Source organism: Pseudomonas sp. BNK-7 (assembly GCF_048072025.1).
In the GTDB taxonomy this organism is placed as follows: domain Bacteria; phylum Pseudomonadota; class Gammaproteobacteria; order Pseudomonadales; family Pseudomonadaceae; genus Aquipseudomonas; species Aquipseudomonas danubii.
Genome location: NZ_CP182252.1, coordinates 876,169 through 890,525, shown reverse-complemented (window position 1 = coordinate 890,525; position 14,357 = coordinate 876,169). Strand labels below are relative to the sequence as shown.

Sequence of the window (14,357 nt, the reverse complement as noted above, 5' to 3'; positions counted from 1 at the left end):
AACCATGTCCTGGAACAATCGCGTGGTCTGGTCGGAAGGCATGTTCATTGGAACCCAGCACTTCCAGCAGCATGACCGTTACCTGGAAAACCTCATCGATGCCCGCAGCCGTCCGCTGTCGGCGGGGGCCTGGGGATTCTCCGAGCTGCGTATCGATCAGGGCCTGCTGGCCCAGGGCAAGCTGGCCATTGTCAGCGCCCGCGGCCTGTTGCCCGACGGCACACCGTTCAACATTCCCCATGACGACCTGGCGCCGAGCCCGCTGAGCATCGACGACAGCCTGCGCGATGGCCTGGTGTACCTGGCGCTGCCGCTCAAGCGCGCTGGCGCCCGGGATACCGTGGACGAAGGCGAGGAACTGGGCGCTGCCCGCTACCTGAGCCAGGTGCGCGAGGTGCGGGACGACAACGCCCCCTTTGAAAACCGTGCGCCGGTGGCGGTGGGTTCCCGGGCCTTGCGCCTGCTGACCGCGGCGGACGGCCTCAGCGACTACGCCGCCATCGGTGTGGTGCGGGTCAAGGAAAAGCGCGCCGACCGTGCCCTGGTGCTGGATGACAGCTACATCCCGCCGCTGCTGGATGTGGCCGCGTCCAAGCCCTTGAGCGCCTTTCGCAGCGAGCTGCTGGGCCTGCTGCACCAGCGGGGCGAAGCCCTGGCCGGACGGGTGGTGGCTTCGGGGGCCGGAGGCGCTTCGGAAATCGCCGACTTCATGCTGCTGCAACTGGTCAACCGCGCCCAGCCGCTGGTCAGCCATCTGAACCAGATCAGCCCGCTGCACCCCGAGCGCCTGTACAGCGAGCTGGTGAGCCTGGCCGGTGAATTCTCGACCTTCTCCAACAGCGCTCGACGCCCCGCTGAGTACCCGCAGTACCAGCACGATGAGCTGGCCCTGAGTTTTGCCCCGGTGATGCAGGCCCTGCGCGAGGCCCTGTCGATGCTGATCGACAGCAAGGCGACGCCGATCCCGATCGTCGAGAAAGCCTATGGCGTGCATGTGGCGATGCTGGCCGACCGCACCCTGTTGGAGAGCGCCAGCTTCATCCTGGTGGTGCGCGCCGACGTGCCCGGCGAGACCCTGCGCGGGCGCTTTGCCCAGCAGAGCAAAGTGGGCTCGGTGGAGCACATCCGCGATCTGGTCAACCTGCAGTTGCCGGGCATCGGCCTGTTGCCGCTGCCGGTGGCGCCACGGCAGTTGCCGTATCACGCCGGCTCCACCTACTACGAGCTCGACCGTGGCAGCGAGCACTGGAAGCAGCTGGTTCATTCCGGCGGCTTCGCGTTCCACGTCGCCGGGGAATTCCCGGGCTTGAACCTGGCCTTCTGGGCCATTCGAGGATAAGTCGCGATGCATCCTTTCGACGATTCGGCAGGGCAGCCGTCCCCGGCCAATGACCGCACCCAATTCATGCCGCGCCCCGGTGGCCGTGCTCCCGAGCCCGGGCGTCCGGCTCCGGCGCCAGCGCCGTCCCTGGCCATGCCGGCGGCGCCGCTGCCGGCCGGCCAGGCCCAGGGCCTGAACCCCCTGGAGAGTGCTGCCGGCCCGCTGCTGGCCTTGCTCACCCGGCTGCGCAACACCCTGGCCCATCCGGCCCCGGCCAGCCTGCGGGCGCAACTGCTGGCCTACCTGCGCCAGTTCGAGGAGCGGGCCGAGGCCGCTGGCGTGCCGCGCAACGATGTGCTGCTGGCCCGCTATGCGCTGTGCACTGCCCTGGATGAAGCGGTGCTCAGCACCCCCTGGGGCAGCACCAGCGACTGGGGCAAGCAGAGTCTGCTGATCACCGTGCACAACGAAGCCTGGGGCGGCGAGAAGGTCTTCCAGTTGCTGGAGCACTGCCTGCAAAGCCCCCGCGAGCGCCTGTACCTGCTGGAGCTGCTGTACCTGTGCATGTGCCTGGGTTTCGAAGGCCGCTACCGGGTGATGATCGACGGTCGCAGCCAGCTCGAAGCGCTGCGCGAGCGCACTGCGGCGATCATCCGCAGTGCCCGCGGCGAGCACGAGCGCGAGCTCTCGCCGCATTGGCGCGGGGTCAGCGTGGCCCGTGACCGGCTGGCCCAGTTCATGCCGCCCTGGGTCGGTATCGCCATCGGTGTGGCCCTGCTCCTGGCGCTGCTGTTCGGCCTGCGCCTGAAGCTGGCGGCGGACGCTGAGCCGGTGTTCAAGAACATCCATGCCCTGGGCGAGATCCCGGTGCAGACCCTGGACCGCCCAGTGATCCAGCCCAAGATTGTCGAGCGTCCGCGCCTGGCGGGCTTTCTTGCCGAGGACATCAAGGCCGGGCGGGTGGCGGTGGAAGACGCCGTCGACCGTTCGGTGGTGACCATCCGTGGCGACGAGCTGTTCGCCTCGGCCAGCGCCAGCATCCTCGACGACTATCAGCCGCTGATGCTGCGCATCGCCGACGCGGTGCGCAAGGTCAAGGGCCAGGTGCGCATCACCGGCCACAGCGACAACCGCCCGATCGCCACCTTGCGCTTCCCGTCCAACTGGAAGCTGTCCCAGGCCCGCGCCGAATCGGTGTTGCAGATTCTCGCAGCGAAGACCGGCCAGCCGGAGCGCTTCAGCGCCGAAGGCCGCAGCGATACCGAGCCGTTGGCAACCAATGCCACCGCTGAAGGGCGGGCGCGCAATCGTCGGGTAGAAATCAGCGTATTGGCGGAGGGAGTCGAGTGAAGGCGTTTTTCAGTTTTGTGACGCGCTGGGTGATTCCACTGCTGGGGCTGATCGCCCTGAGCCTGATCATCTGGTTCATTGGCCCGCTGCTGGAGTTCCTGGTGCCGGAAGGGCGGCGTTGGGCGCTGATCATTGTCATTTTCGCGGTGTGGATCGGCTACCGGGTGTTTCGCATCATCCAGGCCCGCCGGCACGCGGCCAAAGTCCTGCAAAGCCTGGCCGCCGATACCCCGCCGGACCCGGACAGCGTGGCCACCGCCGAGGAACTGGCGGCCCTGCGCCAGCGCATGGACGAAGCCCTGGCGCTGTTGAAGAAGGCCAAGCTCGGCGGTGACGAGCGGCGCAACCTCTACGAGCTGCCGTGGTACGTGATCATCGGGCCACCGGGCTCGGGCAAGACCACCGCGCTGGTCAATTCCGGCCTGCATTTTCCCCTGGCCGCGCAGATGGGGGCCGGTGCCGTGCGCGGCGTCGGCGGCACCCGCAACTGCGACTGGTGGTTCACCGACCAGGCGGTATTGCTGGACACCGCCGGGCGCTACACCACCCAGGACAGCCATGCCGCGGTGGACAAGGCGGCCTGGCTGGGCTTTCTCGACCTGCTGAAAACCCAGCGTTCGCGGCGGCCCATCGATGGCGCCTTCGTCGCCATCAGCCTCTCCGACCTGCTGCTCAGCAGCGAAGCCGAGCGGGCGGCGCATGCGGCGGCGATTCGCCTGCGTATCCAGGAGCTGTACACCCAGCTGGGAGTGCGCTTCCCCATCTATCTGATGCTCACCAAGCTCGATCTGGTGCCGGGTTTCATGGAGTTCTTCGATTCCCTGAGCAAGGAAGAGCGGGCCCAGGTCTGGGGCATGACCTTCGCCCTGGACGACGGCAAGAGCGGCGACAGCCCCCTGGCCCAGTTGCCGGCGGAGCTGGCGGCCCTGGAGCAGCGCCTCAACGAACGCCTGGTGGAGCGCCTGCAACAGGAACGCGATCCGGCCCGGCGCGACCTGATCTACGGCTTCCCGCAGCAATTCGCGGCGCTCAAGGAGTCCTTGCAGGGCTTCCTCGAAGGCGTGTTCAAACCCAATGCCTTCGAAGAGCGCGTGCTGCTGCGCGGGGTGTATTTCACCAGCGGCACCCAGGAAGGCAGCCCTATCGACCGCCTGATCGGCGCCATGGCCCAGAGCATGAATCTGGACCGCCAGCACCTGGCGCGGCAGACCGGTACCGGGCGCAGCTACTTCATCGAGAAACTGTTCAGCGCGGTGGCCTTTGCCGAGCGCGGGCTGGTGGGGGTCAACCCCAAGGTCGAGCGGCGGCGCAAATGGATCGCCCGGGGCGCCCTGGCGGCCACCGTGGCCCTGGTGCTGGTGGTCAGCACCCTGTGGATCATCAGCTACCGGGCCAACCAGGCCTATATCGCCCAGGTCGACCAGCGGGTCGGCCCGGTGCGTCAGGACGTGCAAAGCCTCAGCCCGGCCCAGCGCGATGTGCTGGCGGTGCTGCCGCTGCTCAACGCCACGCGCAACCTGGCCGGCGATGCGCCGGGCTGGGCCGAGGGCCTGGGCCTGTATCAGGGCGACATGCTCGAGGCCGAGGCCGCCAGCGTCTATCGCAAGCTGCTGGTGGCGGTGTTCGCCCCGCGTCTGATGACCCGCATCGAAGAGCAGCTGCACAGCGGCGGCAACTCGGACTTCCTCTACGAGGGGCTCAAGGCCTACCTGATGCTGGCGGACAGCGAGCACTACGATCCGGACTTCATCAAGGCCTGGATCACCCTGGATTGGGACCGCACCCTGGCCCGCGACCTGCCGCCCGAGCAGCGCCAGGCCCTGACCGGCCACCTGCAGGCGCTGTTCGAAAAACATCCACCCAATGCGCGGCTGGACCAGCGCCTGATCGACGACCTGCGCCGCCAGCTGCAACAGCTGCCGGTGGCCCAGCGCGTATATGACCGGGTCAAGCGCGCCAAGCTGCCGGACGGTGTGCCGGACTTCCGCCTCAGCGAAGCCGGTGGCCGTGACGCGGCGCTGGTGTTCACCCGCAAGAGCGGCAAGCCGTTGAGCGAACCCCTGAGCGGGCTGTTCACCGCCAAGGGCTACCGCGAAGGCTTCCTCCTGGCCAGTCTCAACCAGGCCGGCACCCTGGCCGAAGAGCAGTGGGTACTGGGCCGCGATCAGGCCGACCAGCAGAACGTCGCCAGCCTCGCCGCCGACGTGCGCCGCCTGTACTTCCAGGACTACCTGCGCCAGTGGGACGCCTTGCTGGCGGACATCGACTTCGTGCCGATCACCAGCGTGGCCCAGGCCGCCGACGTGCTGCGGATTCTCTCCGGGCCCACCTCGCCGCTGAAGAAGCTGCTGGTGGCGGTGGCCAAGGAAACCGATCTGCAACAGGAAGAACGCCTGTTGGCGGCCCAGGGCCAGAAGGTCGAGGGCGGTGTGGATCAACTCAAGCAGCGCCTGGGTTCCCTGCTGGGCCAGGAACAGGCAGGCAATCCGGCGGCCGTGGCCAGCAGCGAAGACCCGGTAAGCGCGCACTTTGCCGAGCTCAACAGCCTGGTGAGCAAGGGCGAAGGCGAGCCGGCGGCCATCGACGGCCTGCTGGCGGACATGAATGCCCTGTACGTGCAGGTTAGTGCCATGGTCGGGGCCAGCGGCGATGCTCTGCTGGGCGAGGCCAAGAACCAGGCCAGTGCCGCGGCGGCGCGGGTCAGCCTGACCGCCGAGCGCCAGCCGCCGGTGGTCCAGGGGCTGGTGAAATCGGTGGTCAGTTCCACCACCAACACCATGATGGGCGGGGTGCGCAACCAACTGAATGCGGCCTGGGTCAGCGAGGTGGTGAACGTTTATCGCCAGTCCCTGAGCGGGCGTTATCCGATGTCGCCGGGCAGCTCGCGGGACGCGACCCTGGAAGACTTCGGGCAGTTCTTCGGCACCGGCGGGGTGATGGACAACTACTTCCGCAAGTACCTGCAGCCTTACGTCAACACCTCGACCACCACCTGGAGCTGGCAGCCGGGCGCGGCGCAGAAGCTGGGCATTTCCCCCGGCGTGCTGCAAACCTTCCAGCGCGCCTCGAACATCCGCGATGCGTTCTTCCGCTCCAGTGGCGGGACCCAGCCGGCGGTGCGTTTCGAGCTCAAGCCGGTGGCCATGGACGCCAACATCAGCCAGTTCCTGCTCGACCTGGATGGCCAGCAACTGAGCTACGACCACGGTCCGAGCCGGCCGGTGGCCATGCAATGGCCGAACCCGGGGAGCATCGGCGTGGTGCGCCTGTCGATCATGCCGCCATCGGCCACTGGGCGCTCCGGGATCACCCTGGACGGTCCCTGGGCCTGGTTCCGTTTGCTGGAGCAATCGGACCTGACCGCCACCAACTCGCCGGACCGCTTCAACCTGCGGCTGCGGGTGGATGGTGCGAGCATCTCTTACGAACTGCGGGCCAGCAGTGCCTTCAACCCGTTCAAGAGCCGGGTGCTCAGCGGCTTCAGCCTGCCGGAGCGGCTATGACGGTGGTCGGCCTGTACGGCAAGTTGGCCAGCCGCGGCGATTTTGTCAGCCGTGGCTTGCCGCAGAGTTTCATCGGCCCTTGGGACAGTTGGCTGGCGGCGGGGTTGCTGGCCAGCCAGAACGCCCTGGGCGAGCAGTGGCTGAACGCCTACCTGGTCAGCCCGCTGTGGCGTTTTGCCCTGGCCCCCGGAGTCTGTGGGCCCCAGGCGGCGGTGGGCGTGGTGATGCCGAGCATCGACCGGGTCGGGCGTTACTTCCCCCTGACCGTGGCCGCCTTGCTGGAGCCTGAAAGCGATGTGGCCTCCCTGGTGAGTGGTCCGGAGCTGTGGTTCGAACAGGTGGAAGAGCTGCTGCTGGCGACCCTGGACCAGGACGCCAGTTTCGAAGCCCTGGAGGACGGGTTGCAGGCCCTGGGAGCGCCGAGCCCGGCGACTCACGCCGAATGCAGCCATTTCGCCGGCCTGCAGCGGTTTTATGTCAGCGATCCACAGTCCCGTGGCGCGGTCCTCGCGACCCAGGGCAGTGAAGGGTCGAGCGCCTGGTGGGGCCGGGGTTCGCCGTCCATCAGCCCGATGCTCCTGCGTTGCCAGGGGCTGCCGCCGGCCAGCGATTTTGCGCAATTTTTGCTCGGACAAGAAGGTGCCGTCTAAATGGGTTCAGCGCCACAACTGTCCTACCAGTCCGCCAGCTACAGCCATGTCGGCATGGTGCGGAAAATCAATGAAGACGCCTGGCTCGAAGCCCCGGAAGCCGGCCTCTGGCTGGTGGCCGACGGCATGGGCGGGCACGCTGCCGGGGATTACGTCAGCAGCCTGATTGTCGATAGCCTGCGCGGCATTGCGCCGGTCGACAGCCTCGACCATTACGTCGCCGCGCTGCGCAATGGCCTGGCGGCGGTGAATGCTGCCGTGCGCGAGGAAACCGCCAATCGCGGGGTGACCATGATGGGCAGCACCGTGGTCCTGCTGGCGGTGCGCGGTGCTCGGGCGGTGTGCCTGTGGGCCGGCGACAGTCGCCTGTACCGGCTGCGGGACGAGCAACTGGAAAGCATTTCCAGGGATCACAGCTACGTTCAGGACCTGCAGGACAGCGGCCTGCTCAGCGAAGCCGAGGCGCGGGTGCACCCCCGGGCCAATATCGTCACCCGGGCCATTGGCGTCGAAGCCCAGTTGGAGCTGTCCCAGGTCGACCTGCAGGTGGAGGACGGCGACACCTTCCTGCTGTGCAGCGACGGCTTGAACAAGACCGCCGAAGACTTCGAGCTGCGCGATGTGCTCAGCCACAGCGAGCCCAACGACGTGGTGCGCAGCCTGATTCACCTGGGCCTGACCCGGGGTGCGCCGGACAACATCACCGCCATCGTGATCAAGGCCGCAGGACAGTGACCATGGACATTCTGATTCCCGGCTTTGACATCCAGGGCGAGATTGGCGAAGGCGCCATGGCCACCGTGTACCTGGCGACCCAGCGTTCGCTTGAGCGCAAGGTGGCGCTCAAGGTGATGGCCGCGGCGCTGGCCGCCGACCCGAGCTTCTGCGAGCGCTTTTTGCGCGAGGGCAAGACCCTGGCGCGCCTGTCCCATCCGCACACCGTGACCATCCACGACATCGGCAATGTCGGCGAGCTGTACTACATGGCCATGGAGTACCTGCCCAACGGCACCCTCAAAGAGCGCATTGCCGCCGGGCTGACCCCGGAGCAGGGCCTGGCCTACATCCGCCAGATCGCTTCGGCCCTGGGTTATGCCCACGCCCAGGGGTTGGTGCACCGTGATGTGAAGCCGGCCAACATCCTGTTCCGCGCCGACGGCACGGCGGTGCTTTCGGACTTCGGCATCGCCAAGTCCCTGGATGACCGTACCCAGTTCACCCAGGCCGGTTTTGCCGTGGGCACGCCGAGCTACATGAGCCCGGAACAGGCCCGTGGCCAGGACATCGACGGGCGCGCCGACCTCTATGCCCTGGGCGTGGTGCTGTATGAAATTCTCGTCGGCGAGTTGCCTTACAACGGCACCGACGCGCTGTCCACGGCCCTGGCCCACCTCACCGAGCCCTTGCCGGAGCTGCCGCTGCACCACGGGCGCTACCAGCACATCCTGCGCAAGCTGCTGGCCAAGGACCCGGCGGAACGTTATCCGGATGCGGCGGCCTTGCTGACGGCCCTGGACAACCTGCCGCCTGAGGCGACCGAGGTCGAGGCGACGCTGATCCAGCCGTTGCCGCTGCCGCCTCAGGCTGCACCTCAGCCTGTACCTCAGCCTGTAACTCAGAGCCACGACCTGGCCGGGTTGACCCCGGTGTCGATCGAGATTCCCCGGCAGGCGCCTGCGCCACAACCGGCGCCGCGCCGCGAGCCGCCCAAGGAGCCAGCGGCGCCGCCGCGCACCTCCAATCTGCCACCAGCCGGCAGTGGGGCTTCCGAACAGCACCGTGGCCCGGTGCTGGCCCTGGCCGGCGTCGCCGTGGCCGTCGCCCTGGCGGTGGCCGGCGCTGGTTATTGGTGGCTGTCCGGTGACAGCCCGGCGCCTGCGCCCAAGACCGCTTCGACGGTCAGCACCCCGCCTGCCGTGGTGGCGCCGCCGGTGGAGCAGCCACTGGCAGCGGATGTCGATGGCGGCCAGCGACCGTTGCTCATGCCGGGCAAGAAGACCCTGTTCCAGCGGGTGCTGAGCAAGCCGGGGGCGAGCTTTTCCAGCGAGCCGGGGGCCACGCCGGACAAGTCGGTGCCGGCGTTCTCGGTGCTTTACGTGTACCAGCGCAAGAACCTCGACGGCCGCTCCTGGCTGCGCCTGGGCGCCGCCAGTGACGGGCGCAGCGCCGGCTGGCTGCCGGCCGAGCAGGTCAGCGACTGGAAGCAGAGCCTGGTGCTGAAGTTCACCGAGCGTTCCGGTCGTGCACCGGTGATGTTCGTGCGTCAGGCCAGCGAACTGGAGCGTTTGCTGGCGGACCCGGCGGCGGCCAAGAACCTGCTGCTCAGGGCGCAGAAGAATCCTCAGGACGAGCAGCAGGTGCTGGCCCTGGAACCCAATGCCAGCGCGGTGCCCCAGGAGCAGTTCTACCTGCTGCCGATCTTCGATTCCAAGGAGAGCTTCGACGAGAGCGGCCAGCCGGTGCAGTTGCTCAATGTCGCCTCGATCGACCCGGGCAACAGCCCGCAGAGCATCAGCGACAGCAGTGGCCAGCGCCTGCCGGCGAACAGCCCGCCGGCCGCCGCCGATGCCTTCCGCACGGCAGTGGTGCTGGTGGTGGACACCTCGGTGTCGATGCAGCCGTACATCGATCAGGTGCGCGACGTGGTGCACGAGCTGCAGAGCAAGATCGCCGAGCGTGGCGAGCTGGACAGTGTCAGCTTCGGCCTGGTGGGGTTTCGCAACAACACCAGCAAGACCCCGGGCCTGGAGTACGTGACCAAGACCCTGGTGACCCTTGATCAGGGTCGTGACCCGCAGCGTTTCCAGGAGCTGGTGAGCCAGGTCAAGGCCACCAGTGTCTCCAGCCACTCGTTCAACGAAGACGCCTTTGCCGGGGTGATGCAGGCCGTGGAAGGCATGGACTGGAAGGGCTACGGCGGACGCCTGATCCTGCTGGTCAGTGATGCCGGGGCCCTGCGCAAGAACGATCCTTACAGCCGTACCCAGATGAACGAAGCGGAAGTGCGCCAGGCGGCTTTGGGCAAGCAGATCAAGATCTATGCCCTGCACCTGCGCACCGATGCCGGCAAGAAAAACCACGCCCAGGCGGAAACCCAGTACCGGGTACTGACCGCCGACGCCAACCCGAAGATCGGCGACCTGTACATTCAGGTGCCCGGCGGCGATGTGCGCAAGTTCGGCGAGCAGGTCGACGAGATCGGCACGGTGTTCGCCGACCTGGTGCATCAGGTGCGCAGCAACCAGAACCAGGACGTCCCGCAGCTGGCGGCGGCGCCGAGCATCGCGCAGAAGTCGGCGGCCATCGGCTACGCCATGCATATGGATTTCCTCGGTCGCAAATCCGCGAGTCAGGCGCCGCAGCTGGTCAGCGCCTGGACCGCCGACCGCGACCTGACCAACCCGGCGCTGCCGGCGTTCCAGGTCTGCGTGATGCTCACCAAGCTGCAGCTCAACGACTTGCAGCAGTCGCTGAAACTGATTGTCGATGCGGCACGCAAGACCCAGACTTCGCCCAAGGATTTCTTCCAGGAAATCGCCAGCGCCAGCGCCTACATGAGCCGCGACCCCTCGGCCCTGCGCAAGGGCGGCAACCTGGCCGACGGCGGCGTGCTGGGGGAATACCTGGAAGGGCTGCCGTACCGCAGCAAGTCGCTGAACATGACCCAGGACCTGTGGCTCTCCCTGAGCGTGGCCGAGCAGGAAGATTTCATCGACGAGCTGGATTCGAAGATCCGTCTCTACGAGACCTTCCACAACGACCTGGCCAACTGGGTGCGCTTCGGCGATGCCGAGCCGGGTGATGCCCTGTACCGCGTTCCGTTGTCGACCCTGCCGTGATGCTCGATCTGGCAGAGGTGCGCAAGAGTCGCGGCGAGGGTCGCCAGCGCTACAGCCTGGTGATCCCCAGGCTGCAATTGCGGGCGGGCGATCAACTGGCGGTGGTCGGCCCCAGCGGCTGCGGCAAGAGCACGCTGCTCGATCTGCTGGCGCTGGTGCTGGCTCCGGACTCGGCGGCGCGCTTTGAATTCGCGCCGGCCAATGACCCCATCGACATTGCCGGCATCTGGCGCGGCACTGGTCACAGCGCCCTGGCGCAGTTGCGCAGCCAGCACCTGGGTTATGTGCTGCAGACTGGCGGTCTGCTGGGGTTTCTTGATGTGCGCAGCAATATCAGCCTGCCCCGGCAGTTGCTGGGGCTGGCGGACGAGGGCATTCCACGGCGTTTGGCCGAACGCCTGGAAATCGCCGATCAACTGCACAAGAAACCCGCCGCCCTGTCGGTGGGCCAGCGTCAGCGGGTCAGTTGTGCCCGGGCCTTGGCCCATGGCCCGCAGGTGCTGCTGGCGGATGAGCCGACCGCGGCCCTGGACCCCTTGAACGCTCAGCGGGTGATGCAACTGTTGGTGCAACAGGCGCGGGATCAGCGGCTGTGCTGCGTGATCGCCACCCACGATGAGGTGCTGGCCCGGGCCAACGGCTTGCAGGTGCGGCGCATTGCCTGCCAGCGCGATGCCGACGGCGGAGTCACCGCGACGCTGGGGGAGGCCTGCTGATGCGTGCGTCCCTGACCGCTGCCCTGGCCTGGCAGGACTACCGCGCCGATACCTGGTTGTCGGCCTGTTCGGTGCTGGCCCTGGTGGCAGTGATTGCGCCGTTGCTGGTGCTGTTCGGGCTCAAGTTCGGGCTGGTGAGCAGCCTCACCGAGCGCCTGGAAAAGGACCCGGCGGTACGCGAGATCATTCCCCTGGGCGGTGGACGTTTCAGCGCCAGCTTCATTGCTGAACTGGGCCAGCGTCCGGACGTCGCCTTTGCCTTGCCGCGCACCCGGCAGATTGCCGCGACGGCGGACTTGTCCCGGGGCACGGGGGATATCGGACTGACCGTGGAAATGTTGCCGACCGCTGTCTCGGACCCCTTGCTCGGGCGTTTGCCGGTGCCGCGGAACATGAGTGGCGTGCTCCTGAGTCGTACCGCCGCCGAGAAGCTTGGCGTACAGCCTGGAGATTGGCTGCAGGCAAGCTTCGGCCGGCAGGTGGCGGGGCGCAGCGAAGTGCAGCGGACCCGGGTCCAGGTGGAGGGTGTATTGCCTCTGGAGGCCTTTGCCCGGGATGCCCTGTTCGCCCCGCTGGCCTTGCTGGAGGCCGCCGAGGACTATCGCGACGGCCGTGCCGTGGCGGCCCTGGGCTGGCTCGGCGAAGCGCCGGCCGCGTCCGCGCAGCGGGTCTACCCGGCCTTTCGCCTGTATGCCCGCAGCCTGGATGACGTCGAACCCTTGCGCCGCTATTTCGCCGAGCGTGGCCTGTTGGTGGCGACCCAGGCCCAGACCATCGCCCAGGTGCAGTCCTTGAGTCGCAACCTGTCCATTGTCTTCTGGGTGATCGCCGGGCTGGCCCTGGCGGGCGCCTTTGCGGCGATCTTCGCCGGGGCCCTGGCGGCGGTGGAGCGCAAGCGCCGGGAGTTGTCGGTGCTGCGCCTGCTGGGATTCTCCACCGGCGCCCTGTTGTTGTTCGTGGTGGCCCAGGCGCTGTACAGCGCCGGTTTCGCTGCGTTGTTGAGTGGCGCTCTGTATGGCCTGGCCCAGGCCGGGCTGAATCATTTGTTCATGCAGGTGCCCGGCGAGTACGCCAGTCATTTGCTGCCGGCCCATTACGGGCTGGCCCTGTTGGCGACGCTGGGCGTCAGCACCCTGGCCGCCGCGCTGGGCGGCTGGCGGGTGTCGCGCATTGAAGCCTGTGAAGGAATTCGCGATGTATAAGTTGATCGGCACCGTGTTGGCCATGACCCTGGCCGGCGCCGCGTGGGCGCAAGAGCCCGGTAACAAGATGGACAACCCCAAGCCCTTGCCGGACGACGTCAGTCTGCCGCTGCCCTGTGAAGGCGAGATGGTGTTCCGCTATGTCTACGTGTTGGCCCAGGGCACCCTGGACGACCGTGAGGTCAACCTCGGCTATCCCTTCAGCGAAGGTGAGAGCGGCTACCAGCAATCGTTCATCTCCGGTTATCGCCGGGACTACATCAATGGCCAGTTCACCCTCAAGGACCTGCCTGGTGCCTGGAGCAAGACCATTGCTCCGGCCTTGCCGAAAACCGGTGCCGGGGTGCCTCTCAAGCCGATGCTGTATTTCATCGGCAAGTACGAAGTCACCGCTCGCCAGTATGCCCAGGTGATGGCCCAGGCCCAGTCCCTGGCCAGCGGCGAGCCGGCCCCGGCCTGTGAAGCCTCGGAGGGGATGCAGGGGCGTTTGCCCAAGGTCAAGCTGTCGCGCTTCGAGGCCGAGCGTTTCGCGGCGGTGTACAGCGCCTGGCTGATGAAGCATCACCGTGACTTGCTGCCGGTCAGCGGCCGCGGCGGCTCCTCCGAAGACGGCGGCCTGGGCTTTGTGCGCCTGCCCACCGAAGTGGAGTGGGAATACGCCGCCCGTGGCGGTCAGGCGGTGAGTCGCCAGGAGCTGGAAGGGCGGCTGTTTCCACGGCGCCTGGAGGGCAGCGAGAGCGATGGCCCGCTGGCGGACTGGGCGGTGTTCAATCAGGTGGCCGGCGGCACGGGTCAGGCGGCGCGGCTGATGCCGATCGGCACCAAGCTGCCCAACCCCATCGGCCTGTTCGACGTGATCGGCAATGCCGCCGAGATGGTCCAGGAGTCGTTCCAGCTGGTGCGCGCCGGACGGCGCCAGGGCACCTACGGTGGCTTCGTGGTCAAGGGCGGCAATTACCTGGAAGGCGAGGGCACGCTGTTTACCGGCATGCGCCGCGAGTACCCGCTGTTTGGCGCCGACGGCACCGAGCAGAGCAATGAAACCACGGGTTTTCGGGTGGCCATCGGCGCCTTGTCGGCCCCGCGTTCGCGCTACAAGGAGCTGTTCGCCCAGTGGCAGAAGGAAGGCCGCCTGGCGTCCCTGACCGACGCCATCGATGACGCCCAGGACCCCACCAAGCGCCTGGACGCCATCATCGCCGCCAGTGTCGACCCGCGTCTGCAGGCGGAGCTGGGGCTGGTCAACGAAGAGCTCAAGCGCAACGTCTCGCTGATCGCCCAGCAGCGCGAGGAGGCGGCGGGCAACCTGATCCAGTCGTCGGCCCTGGTGGCCGAGACCATCAATAACTACAACATCCGCCTGACCAACCTGAAGAAGAGCCAGCAGCAGGCCATCGATGCCAAGGACGAACCCAGCGCCAAGCTGTTCGCCGAAGCCATCGACAACGGCCGCAGCGCGCTGGACGGGGCGGTGGCGATCTACATCGACAACCTGGCCACGGGCACCCGTTACACCGACGCGGTGATCCAGGCGCAATTTCAACGGATCAAGGAAGAACTCAATCGCAAGCCGGTGCTCGGCAAGAGCCTGGTGACGCGCGCTACGTTATTCGTCCGCCATGTCGGGAATTATCGCCAGCAACGGCGAGCCGACCCAGCGACGATTTTGAAGGAACTGCTCGCATCGACCGGTCAGAAGTCATGACCGGCCGCTGTCTGTCGAGCCTGGAGGAGCTCGGACGACCTGGCGTCGTACCGAGTTGGTCAAACTTAATC

9 protein-coding genes are annotated in these 14,357 nt (G+C 67.2%); all 9 read left to right on the top strand.

The genetic code is table 11. The features are described from left to right. Positions 1-4 precede the first annotated feature (4 nt). The 9 genes from tssK to ACMGF8_RS04140 are packed head-to-tail and all read left to right on the top strand — an operon-like array spanning position 5 to position 14,286. Entirely contained in the window at positions 5-1,339 is a 1,335-nt protein-coding gene (tssK, locus tag ACMGF8_RS04180) for a type VI secretion system baseplate subunit TssK (protein WP_102862287.1), read from the top strand. A 6-nt stretch (positions 1,340-1,345) separates the two neighbouring features. Continuing rightward, the gene (locus ACMGF8_RS04175; protein ID WP_102862286.1) at positions 1,346-2,671 is read left to right on the top strand and encodes a DotU family type VI secretion system protein; all 1,326 of its coding nucleotides are present in this window, start codon (positions 1,346-1,348) and stop codon (positions 2,669-2,671) included. Continuing rightward, complete coding sequence (gene tssM, locus ACMGF8_RS04170) at positions 2,668-6,174, top strand: type VI secretion system membrane subunit TssM (RefSeq protein ID WP_250329729.1); 3,507 nt, start codon at positions 2,668-2,670, stop codon at positions 6,172-6,174. The genes ACMGF8_RS04175 and tssM overlap by 4 nt, the downstream gene beginning before the upstream one ends. Then, on the top strand, positions 6,171-6,824 hold the full coding sequence (tagF, locus tag ACMGF8_RS04165; RefSeq protein WP_416758776.1) for a type VI secretion system-associated protein TagF: 654 nt from the start codon (positions 6,171-6,173) through the stop codon (positions 6,822-6,824). The genes tssM and tagF overlap by 4 nt, the downstream gene beginning before the upstream one ends. Further along, entirely contained in the window at positions 6,825-7,559 is a 735-nt protein-coding gene (locus ACMGF8_RS04160; protein ID WP_102862283.1) for a PP2C family protein-serine/threonine phosphatase, read from the top strand. It begins immediately after the preceding gene. A 2-nt stretch (positions 7,560-7,561) separates the two neighbouring features. Next, positions 7,562-10,663 (top strand): serine/threonine-protein kinase, encoded by a 3,102-nt coding sequence (locus ACMGF8_RS04155; RefSeq protein WP_416758773.1) that lies wholly within the window; start codon positions 7,562-7,564, stop codon positions 10,661-10,663. Further along, positions 10,663-11,379 carry an ABC transporter ATP-binding protein gene (locus ACMGF8_RS04150; RefSeq protein ID WP_102862281.1) on the top strand — a complete coding sequence of 239 codons (717 nt, stop codon included), beginning with the start codon at positions 10,663-10,665 and terminating at the stop codon, positions 11,377-11,379. The genes ACMGF8_RS04155 and ACMGF8_RS04150 overlap by 1 nt, the downstream gene beginning before the upstream one ends. Next, entirely contained in the window at positions 11,379-12,581 is a 1,203-nt protein-coding gene (locus ACMGF8_RS04145; RefSeq protein WP_102862280.1) for an ABC transporter permease, read from the top strand. The genes ACMGF8_RS04150 and ACMGF8_RS04145 overlap by 1 nt, the downstream gene beginning before the upstream one ends. Beyond that, a complete protein-coding gene (locus ACMGF8_RS04140; RefSeq protein WP_102862279.1) occupies positions 12,574-14,286 on the top strand; it encodes a formylglycine-generating enzyme family protein in 1,713 nt (570 codons plus the stop codon). The genes ACMGF8_RS04145 and ACMGF8_RS04140 overlap by 8 nt, the downstream gene beginning before the upstream one ends. The last annotated feature ends 71 nt before the right edge of the window (positions 14,287-14,357 follow it).